This is a genomic window from Fulvivirga sp., from assembly GCF_040220315.1.
Lineage (GTDB): Bacteria > Bacteroidota > Bacteroidia > Cytophagales > Cyclobacteriaceae > Fulvivirga.
In genome coordinates this window covers 1-9,873 of record NZ_JAVJUY010000364.1, presented here as the reverse complement: position 1 = coordinate 9,873, position 9,873 = coordinate 1, and the positions used below count along the sequence as shown (strand labels likewise).

Below are 9,873 nucleotides of genomic sequence, written 5' to 3'. Positions count from 1 at the left end.
ATTAAAGTCAAATGGAGAGGGCAGTTATTCAGTGAACAACTCTATGTCGGCTATGTACTTGGAGCGAACTAAAAATTTTCCGAAGAATTCTGAGTTTGAGGTTACACTTACTTTTACGGGCAAGGCTACAGGAAAATATTTGCCAACAGTCGCTCCAACAAATTCAAACATCACTGTTAGACAGCATCATTCATTTGTGGAACTACCAGATGATAATTATGAGACTAGAAAATTTGACCCACGGGCAGGCTTTTGGGAGCTTTCATATTTCGATTATGCCACTCCTATCAGTGAAGACATTCATCAAAGGCTCATTACTAGGCATCGACTGAAGAAGAAAAACCCGGAAGCAGAAGTAAGTGAGGCTGTAGAACCGATTATCTATTACATGGATAGAGGAACACCAGAGCCAGTTAGATCGGCATTAATGGAAGGTGCAAGTTGGTGGAACCAAGCGTTTGAAGCAGCAGGATATAAAGATGCATTTCAGGTAAAATTATTACCAGAGGGTGCTGACCCAATGGATGTACGATACAATATGATTAATTGGGTGCATCGTTCAACCAGAGGTTGGTCTTATGGTGGTGGAGTTACTGATCCAAGAACTGGAGAAATTATTAAAGGTCATGTGTTGCTAGGTTCCTTAAGGGTACGCCAGGATTATTTAATTGCAGAAGGGTTATTGGCTCCATATCTTGAGGGGCAACCCGTTTCTGATGAAATGGAAAAAATGGCGCTGGCAAGACTGAGACAATTAGCAGCGCATGAGGTGGGCCATACATTGGGAATTTCTCATAGTTATACTTCAAGTGCTGAAGGCAGAGCATCAGTGATGGATTATCCACACCCCCTCATTAAAATAAAAGATGGGAAAATTGATTTGTCAGATGCGTATGATGATGGCATTGGCGCATGGGATAAGGTTTCAGTTGCTTATGGATATCAAGATTTTCCTGACGGAGCCAATGAAGATGCCGAATTGGAAAAAATTATTCAGCAATCTTTAAAAAGTGGTTTGACTTTTTTAACTGACCAAGATGCACGACCACATGGTAGTGCTCATCCTTATGCTCACTTATGGGACAATGGAAAATCACCAGAAGAGGAGCTTTTGCACCTCTTGGAAGTGAGAAAAATTGCCCTCTCCAACTTTGGTGAAAATAATATTAAAATGGGCGAACCTTATGCGAATCTGGAGGAAGTATTGGTGCCAATTTATTTTTTACACAGGTATCAGGTAGAGGCTGCCGTTAAGCTAATTGGCGGCTTAAACTATCGCTATGCACAGCGAGGTGATGGGCAATTTATTACGGAGTTTGTTCTAGCTGAGAAGCAAAAAGCTGCTTTGAACGCTTTAATAAAATCTACAAGTGCAGAAGTACTAACACTGCCCGAATCAATTATTAAAATGATACCCCCACGACCAAATGGTTATTACCGTGGTAGGGAATTAGTGGACTTAAGAACGAATCTGACTTTTGACCCCATTGCGGCCGCAGAAACTTCTGCTTCTATGACATTCAATTTGCTTTTCAACACGGCAAGGGCACAACGTTTAGTGGAATACCATTCACGAGATAAGTCACAACCCTCGTTAGAGTTTGTGCTTAATGAAGTAATTTCTAAAACCTGGAAAACAAAAAATACCAATGCACTCGATGGCGAGGTAAGTCGTGCTGTTGAGCAAGTATTATTAACTAAGCTATTTGAATTGCACGCGCATAAAAGCACAAGTGAACAGGTTAAGGCAATCGTTCGACAAGCATTATTCGAACTAAATAAGTATTTGACGGCTAATGCAGATGCTCAATCATTTGAACAAAAAGCACATTTTTACAGAGGTTTTACTCGAATTAAAAACTTCTGGGAAAACCCGAAAGAATATGAAACAGAAGGTGAGTTGACTCCACCTGATGGCTCACCTATTGGTATGGATAAGATGTGTAAGTAAAAATTATTTCAAAGCACAGACAACCTTTCGTTGTGTTTGACGGTCTTTAGGGCCTAACCAGTCAAACAGATCATGTTCAAACACAACTTGCTTCTCACGTTACGTTCGTTTAAGCGCTTTAAGAGCTCTTTTTTAATAAATCTTGTAGGACTTACTGCCGGATTAGTTTGTACACTCCTCATCTATTTATGGGTAATGGATGAACTAAACATGAATCGGTTTCATGAAAAAAATGATAGGTTGTATCGTGTTATGGAGCATCAGCATTATGCTGATGATATAATGACAACAACGTCAACTCCTGGTCTATTGGCAGAGACGTTAAAAAATGAAATTCCTGAAATTGAGCATGCGGCTACAACCACATGGGTTAATAGCAACACCCTCTCCATTGGAGAGCATAATGTGAAAGCAGATGGTTTTTACGTTGGACCCGACTTTTTTAACCTGTTTTCGTTTGGACTTCATGAGAATCCGGATGTTGTCCTTAAAAACAAGAATAGTATTGTTATTTCGGAATCTTTAGCAAATCAACTATTTGGCACAAAAGACAATGTTGTAGGAAAAGTAGTTGAATATGAACATGATGAGGAATTTATAGTTTCGGGAGTATTTGAAGGCACGCCTAGGCATTCTAGCATACAATTCGATTTTGTGCTCTCGTTTGAAAAGTTCAAAGATGATAACTCCTGGGTTACCAATTGGGGAAATAATGGTCCAAGCACATATATTACCTTGGTGAAAGGAGCCAATGCGGAAGATGTATCGAACAAAATCACGAATTTCATCAAAGAAAGAGACGAGGACTCGCATATAACTCTTTTTATTAGAAAATACTCAGATTTATACCTGTACGGTAATTATGTGAATGGGAAGCAAGATGGTGGAAGAATTGAATATGTTCAGTTATTTTCACTTGTAGCCATTTTCATATTGGTTATCGCATGCATAAACTTTATGAACTTATCTACTGCTCGGGCTACCAGAAGAATGAAAGAAGTAGGTATTAAAAAAGCCGTTGGTGCTAAAAGAAGTGGTATTATTTTACAATATTTATCAGAGTCTGTTCTTATAACATTTTTCTCTCTACTGTTAAGTTTATTTTTTATTTGGTTGTTATTACCTCAGTTTAATGATATCACCAACAAACAAATTGAGTTAGACTTCAATACCTCATTTCTATTTTCACTCTTCGGTGTTTTAGCGCTTACAGGCCTATTGGCAGGCAGTTATCCAGCTTTATATTTAAGTGGTTTTAATACCGTTAGAATTTTAAAAGGTGAGATTAAAGGCTCGCTTGGCGAGTTATGGTCACGAAAGGGCTTGGTTGTATTTCAATTTACGCTTTCTGTTATTTTGATAGTTTCTGTCATTGTGATTTATAAACAAATACAATTTGTTCAAAATAAGAATCTTGGTTACAACAATGAAAACATTATCTATTTTGGAATAGAGGGCCAGGTGAAAGATAATACCGAAACCTTCTTAAATGAACTTAAAAAAGTGCCTGGTGTATTAAATGCATCTAATATTGGTCACAGCCTGATCGGAAGGCAAAACAATACCTCTGGATTAGAATGGGAAGGTAAAAACCCGGATGACCTTATTCTTTTTGAAAATATGCGTGTTGGTTATGATTTCTTCGAAACCATGGATATGGAAATTATACAAGGTAGAGGTTTTGCCAAAAATATGGCTGCCGATAGTACAAAAATAATGATTAATGAAACTGCCCTTGATATTATGGGTTTTGAAAACCCCATAGGGCAAATTATTACGCTTTGGGGTGACAATAAAATGGAAATTATTGGCATAGTCAAAGACTTTCATTATCAGTCGCTACATAGTGAAGTGGAACCTGCCTTTTTCATTTTAGATTCTAAGAATACCTGGACCATCATGACAAGAATTGAAGCTGGTAACCAGAAAGAAATTTTAGAATCTATTAGTTCCTTTTATTCGGATTATAATCCCGGATTCGTTTTCGATTATCAGTTTTTAGATGAACGATTTCAAAGGCAATATGCTGCCGAAGAACGTGTGGCTTCACTCTCACAATATTTTGCCATCTTAGCTATACTGATTTCATGTTTAGGCCTATTTGGTTTAGCTGCATTTACCGCAGAGCGTAGAATCAAAGAAATTGGAATAAGAAAAGCTTTAGGCTCAAGCGCTACAAATATTATTCTTTTACTTTCCGGGGACTTTACCAAGCTGGTTTTGCTGGCCATCGCCATTGCTTTACCTATAAGTTATTACCTGATTAGTATTTGGCTGGAGCGATTTGCATTTAGAATAGAACTAAGCTATTGGCTATTTATACTCGCAGCTGTTGTATCAATTATTATCGCATGGTTGGCCGTTGGTTCACAAGCAATCAAGGCGGCTAATGTGAATCCAGCAAAGTGTTTGAGGAGTGAATGAGTAATTGGTATCTGCCTTAAAAATAGTTCGCTGATTAATAGAACGATTTTAATCGTACTTTTGCAAAATGACAAATCAGGCATTTGAAGAGGAGAATGATGACCTCTTTGAACATCATCGTATTGTAGCTGATCCGGGGCAGGCACCGTTAAGAATTGATAAATTCTTGATGGATCGAATTGCCAATTCAACCAGAAGTAAAATACAATCTGGTATAGCCGATGGCTTCGTAGAAGTGAATGGAGAAATAGTAAAGTCTAATTACAAGGTGAAGCCTTCAGATGTTATTACGGTTTCCATGCCTGAGCCACCTCGCGATACGGATGTTGTACCGGAAAATATTCCGCTTAATATCGTTTATGAAGATGAGCATCTGTTGGTGGTAAATAAAGAAGCCGGAATGGTGGTGCACCCTGCTTATCAGAACTGGACTGGCACTTTAGTAAACGCTTTGACATATCATTTTCAAAACCTGCCAGAAATGCAAGGTAATGAGGGTCGTCCTGGCCTGGTACACCGAATAGATAAAGATACTTCAGGCCTGCTAGTAATAGCTAAGACTGAGGCCGCAATGAACGGATTAGCGAAACAGTTTTTCGATCATAGTATTGAAAGAACTTATTATGCCTTGGTTTGGGGTATTCCTAAAGAAGAAAAAGGCACCATTAATATCAACCTCGGGCGAAGTTTAAAAGATAGGCGCGTAACTGTGGCCTATGAAGATCCTGAAATAGGCAGACATGCAATCACTCATTATGAAGTATTGAAAGATTTGAGGTATGTGTCTTTGATTAAGTGCAATTTGGAAACAGGTAGAACTCATCAAATAAGGGCTCATATGAAACATATTGGCCACCCATTGTTTAACGATGCAACTTATGGAGGAGATAAATTATTGAAAGGAACACAGTTTAGTAAGTATAAGAGCTTTGTGGATAATTGCTTCAAGATAATCCCTAGGCAAGCACTTCATGCCAAATCACTTGGTTTTATTCATCCGGTTACAAAAAAGATGATGCAATTCGATAGTGATTTACCCCAGGATTTTGTTGCGGTAATTGAAAAGTGGGAGCACTATGTGCAATACAATTAGGCTCTTCTAACAGCTGCCTCAGTGGCATTTTTTCTAAGTGCTCTTTGTATTTGGCGCATAGCCTTTTCTTTGAGTTTTTGTCGCGTTGCATTTTTAAAACTGTCAAAGAAGAGGTTATTAATGAATTTAATAACCTTGTCAGCATTTTTCTCATCCATCTCTTTAAGAGAATGAATGATGGCTTGTTTTTTAGTTTGGTCTTTCATTGAGGTAGTGGTTCATTTCTACAAACGTTAGAAACATCAACTTCACATATCAACCCCTGAAAATCAGTAGTTTAACAACGTATAAATACGCGTAATCTAGCTGCTAAACTGCCCTTTCAGCAGAACTGAGGGCATCTTGAATTTCCTTTAGACCCTTTCTTTTGAATTCCAGATAGTCTTGATCTAGATCGGGTGAATAGATTAAGCCCCGAATAAAACCAATGACCTTTTCCATTTCAGCCTCATTCATCGAATCAATCGACTGAACGATAGCCTGTTTCTTTGTTGTGGTTTCCATTTTAATAGGTTGTAGTGGTTACACTAATAAAACGAAATTAGGCCAGTAAAGTTCGAATGTTAAGTAAGGGTAATGATTTGTTGATGTTGAATTTACCTTAGTTACCTTGCTTTTAAGAACTTCAGAATTAGTTGCCCCTTGCTAAAACCGGCTTATTCATTTTAACCACCAAATTATAAGGTAACCTTTTGTTAGTTTTTGGAATATTATTACCAAGCGCTCTATTTACGGCATAGACCAGAGAGTTATCGAGGTAAGGTTTCATTAAAAATGCTTTGGCCTTTAGGTTTCGCGCCTTACATGCGAATTCGTAGTTCAGGTTATCGTTCAGAATAATTATTGGAATATCTTCAGTACAACAGTCGTTTCTAAGCATCTGAGTTAATGAAACACCATCGAGTATTGGCAGGTTTATGTCCGTTATGACCAAGTCAGGACAGTCATATTTAGATGCTGCCAACCCTTCAAGTCCGTCTGCTGCATATAGCAATTCAAAATCAAAATTAGACAAGATTTTATGAATGCCTTGTCTTGTTTTCTCGCTGTGATGAATAACTAATACTCGCTGCTTTTCCATAATTAACTCTTTTTAGAAAAAGCAAGATATTTAACTCAGTTTTTGGTCGGAGTAAAAAATAATGGGCGTGTAATTCTACTAAAAGCGTTAGTGGCTGATAATCAATGCGTTGATTGAAAATAATTGTAATTTGATTAGGTGTTTTTACCTAACAATTTGAAGAAAAACACCTAATGCCTTTTTATTTTATAAGACCGATTTGAAAGGCATATTTTACCATGCCCACTGTATTTCTCGCGCCAATTTTTTCCATAATTCGCGCCCGATGATTCTGAATTGTCTTTTCACTTAAGGCTAGTTTATCTCCAATTTCCTTCATCGTCAGCTCTTTACAAATCATCAGCAGCACTTCTTTTTCTCTATCAGAGAGAGAAGAGCTCACTTCAAAAGCTGGGCGGCTCATTTTTTTGCCATGCTCCATTACTCCTTTTCTAAGTGCCTCCACAACCAACTCATTCTGATAAAAGTCTTTTGCAATTACAGACTCCAATGCAAGCTTTACTTCTTCCGGCTCAGCATTTTTTTGAAGAAATGCATGCGCACCTGTTTCCATCAAATAAAGAATATGCTGATGATCATTATGCATGGAAAGGATAACGATTTTTACTTTAGGGTATTTAGAAATTATTCTCTCAGTTGCCTCGATACCATCCATTACAGGCATATCCAGATCCATGAGAATGGCATCAGGTTGCTGTTGCTTTACCAACTCAAGTATTTCCTTACCATTTGAAGCTTCCTTCACCTCATTCACAGATCGGAATGACTTAACCAAACGTGCCATGCCTTTCCTGAAAAGGGTTTGGTCATCAGCAATATATATGGTCCATTTAGGCATAAAAAAGTATTAACGAAGATACACCATGAAGCCTCTAGATCGCAATTAATTCATTGAAAACAGCGCTGGCTGATAACACCAAAAATTTTGGGTGCTGCTAACAGCCTGATATTGTTTTGGTTATGGTATATTATACTTTATAGAATTTATTTATGAGCGTTTCATAATTTAGAGGAATGACACTCATACAATTTGAATACATTATTGCCGTGGATAATCATCGCCATTTTGGCAAGGCGGCAGAGGCTTGTTTTGTTACCCAACCAACACTTAGCATGCAAATACAAAAGCTGGAAGATCAGCTGGGTGTGCTCATTTTTGATAGGAGCAAACAGCCTGTGATGCCAACGGATATTGGCAAAAGAATAATTGCACAGGCCAGAACGGTAATAAGTGACGCTAAACGCGTTTCTGAAATTGTTTCTGATGAAAAAGGAGAGGTTGCTGGTGAGCTTACTATTGGCATTATACCAACCTTGGCACCTTATCTTTTACCGCTTTTTATCAACAATTTTATAAAAAAATATTCTCATGTGAACCTTCGGGTTTATGAACTTGTAACCGAAGAAGTGATCAAAAGACTGAAAAATGAAACACTCGATTTGGGCATAATTGTGACACCTTTTAATGATCCCGGATTGGTTGAAAAGCCACTTTTTTATGAGGAGTTTTTTGGCTATGTTTCGCACAGAAGTGCTCTTTACAATAAAAAAGAATTACACGTTGACGACATTTCGGATGACGACATCTGGCTATTAAACGAAGGACATTGTTTTAGAGAACAAGTTTTAAACCTTTGCCATACGTATAAAGATCGTGACAGTCAGTTTAAATATGAAAGTGGTTCGTTAGAAGCTTTAAAAAAGATTGTGGATATGCACGGAGGTATGACATTGTTGCCTCAATTAGCCACGCTAGATTTAACTACCGCTGAAAAGGGGTCTTTAAGGCCATTTATTGACCCCAAGCCAGTGAGGGAAGTGAGCATAGTAATGCATCGTAGTTACCTAAAAAGAAAGCTCGTAGAAACACTGCATAAAGAAATTTTGGCTTCTATTCCAGACTATGTGAATGTAAAAAAGAACGGCAATGTAATTAAATGGAAATAATATGAACATACTTACCAAATGTGTGCACGGAGAAGAATCAAATGTGGAGCGAAACGGTGGGGTTCTCACACCCATTTATACTTCCACAGCATATAATTATCTGGATTCAGGCCCGCTGAATTATCCTCGATATTTTAATACAATTAATCAGCAGGAGGTTGCTAACAAAATTAAAGTTCTTGAAAAAGGGGACTTTGGCCTTGTTTTTTCTTCTGGCCTGGCGGCCATTACCACTACACTTATGGCCATTCTACAAAATGGTGATCATGCAATATTTCAAGGTGATATTTATGGAGGAACACATTATGCAGTCTCTCAAGAATTAAAAAAATTTGGAATAGAAATAAGCTTTACTGATGATATTACAGTTGACTCATTTAGAAAGCTACTAAAGAAAAATACCAAAGCCGTTTATTTAGAAACCCCTTCTAATCCATTATTGAAGATTGTGAACCTTAAAGAAATTGTGGCTATGTGCAAAAGCCGTGATTTGGTTTCTATTATTGATAATACATTTGCCTCGCCCATTAATCAGACACCACTCTTTTGGGGCATTGATGTCGTAACTCATAGCGGCACAAAATACTTAGGTGGACATAGTGATATTACTTGTGGTGCCGCAGTTACCAATAAAGAATTAGGCGATAAAATATATAAAACTGCAGTGAATTTAGGAGGCAGCCTGGATCCTCAAACATGTTATTTGTTAGATAGAAGTTTAAAAACACTTGCGTTACGGGTTCGGCAACAAAATAGCAGTGCACAAGAGATCGCAGAATTTTTAAGTGATTCTGGAAAAGTCAATGCCGTTTATTATCCAGGATTGAAGAGCCATCCGGATCATGATGTGGCCGGTGAGCAAATGACTGGTTTTGGTGGCATGTTATCTTTTGAAGTAAAAGGTGATGCTGATGAGTTTGTTAAAAAACTAGACCTCATTAAACCCGCTATAAGTTTGGGCGGAGTAGAAACTACGATTTCTTCTCCAGTTAAAACTTCGCATTCAAAGCTAAGTGACCAGGAACGAAAAAAAGCAGGAATAAAAAACTCCCTACTTCGGCTTTCTGCAGGTATTGAAGATAGTACTGATCTAATCTCCGATCTTAAAAAGGCTTTAAAATAGTTGATTCGACCTAAGAGGAGACAAATAACAGGGCATCACAATTTATAATTAACTCAAGTTGTGATGCCCATTTGTTTTTACCCAAATACAGTTTTATAAGTTCTTTAGAAAATTAACCCGCTCTGTAGGTTGTAACGGATGTGCAGTCGCCACCAAATACACGCTCATCAATCGTAATAGTTAATATATTTCCACTGATGGCGTATGGAACTGCAAGTGTTCTTGTTATGCCATCTTCCACAAAAGTGACTGTA

At 37.8% G+C, this 9,873-nt stretch carries 9 protein-coding genes; 5 read left to right on the top strand and 4 right to left on the bottom strand.

What is annotated here, in order from left to right; translation table 11 throughout:
- From RLO81_RS18970 to RLO81_RS18960, 3 genes are all read left to right on the top strand, one after another.
- The coding region (locus RLO81_RS18970; RefSeq protein WP_350115538.1) for a zinc-dependent metalloprotease at window positions 1-1,951 on the top strand (1,951 nt) is incomplete at its 5' end.
- Window positions 1,952-2,023: 72 nt separating this feature from the next.
- Window positions 2,024-4,375 (top strand): ABC transporter permease, encoded by a 2,352-nt coding sequence (locus RLO81_RS18965; protein ID WP_350115535.1) that lies wholly within the window; start codon window positions 2,024-2,026, stop codon window positions 4,373-4,375.
- Window positions 4,376-4,442: 67 nt separating this feature from the next.
- Window positions 4,443-5,468, top strand: a complete 1,026-nt coding sequence (locus RLO81_RS18960; RefSeq protein WP_350115532.1) for an RluA family pseudouridine synthase — start codon at window positions 4,443-4,445, stop codon at window positions 5,466-5,468.
- On the opposite strand, the gene RLO81_RS18955 is transcribed toward RLO81_RS18960, so the two are convergent.
- From RLO81_RS18955 to RLO81_RS18940, 4 genes are all read right to left on the bottom strand, one after another.
- Window positions 5,465-5,674 (bottom strand): hypothetical protein, encoded by a 210-nt coding sequence (locus tag RLO81_RS18955; RefSeq protein ID WP_350115530.1) that lies wholly within the window; start codon window positions 5,672-5,674, stop codon window positions 5,465-5,467. The genes RLO81_RS18960 and RLO81_RS18955 overlap by 4 nt on opposite strands.
- Before the next feature lie 103 nt (window positions 5,675-5,777).
- The gene (locus tag RLO81_RS18950) at window positions 5,778-5,972 is read right to left on the bottom strand and encodes a hypothetical protein (protein ID WP_350115527.1); all 195 of its coding nucleotides are present in this window, start codon (window positions 5,970-5,972) and stop codon (window positions 5,778-5,780) included.
- 127 nt (window positions 5,973-6,099) lie between these two features.
- The gene (locus RLO81_RS18945) at window positions 6,100-6,549 is read right to left on the bottom strand and encodes a response regulator (protein WP_350115524.1); all 450 of its coding nucleotides are present in this window, start codon (window positions 6,547-6,549) and stop codon (window positions 6,100-6,102) included.
- Between the two features lie 181 nt (window positions 6,550-6,730).
- Window positions 6,731-7,387, bottom strand: coding sequence for a response regulator transcription factor (locus tag RLO81_RS18940; protein WP_350115521.1), 657 nt, complete (start codon window positions 7,385-7,387; stop codon window positions 6,731-6,733).
- A 176-nt stretch (window positions 7,388-7,563) separates the two neighbouring features.
- Between RLO81_RS18940 and RLO81_RS18935 the strand changes: the two genes are divergently transcribed.
- Both RLO81_RS18935 and RLO81_RS18930 read left to right on the top strand, forming a co-directional pair.
- The gene (locus RLO81_RS18935) at window positions 7,564-8,496 is read left to right on the top strand and encodes a hydrogen peroxide-inducible genes activator (protein ID WP_350115518.1); all 933 of its coding nucleotides are present in this window, start codon (window positions 7,564-7,566) and stop codon (window positions 8,494-8,496) included.
- A 1-nt stretch (window position 8,497) separates the two neighbouring features.
- Window positions 8,498-9,619 carry a trans-sulfuration enzyme family protein gene (locus RLO81_RS18930; protein WP_350115515.1) on the top strand — a complete coding sequence of 374 codons (1,122 nt, stop codon included), beginning with the start codon at window positions 8,498-8,500 and terminating at the stop codon, window positions 9,617-9,619.
- The last annotated feature ends 254 nt before the right edge of the window (window positions 9,620-9,873 follow it).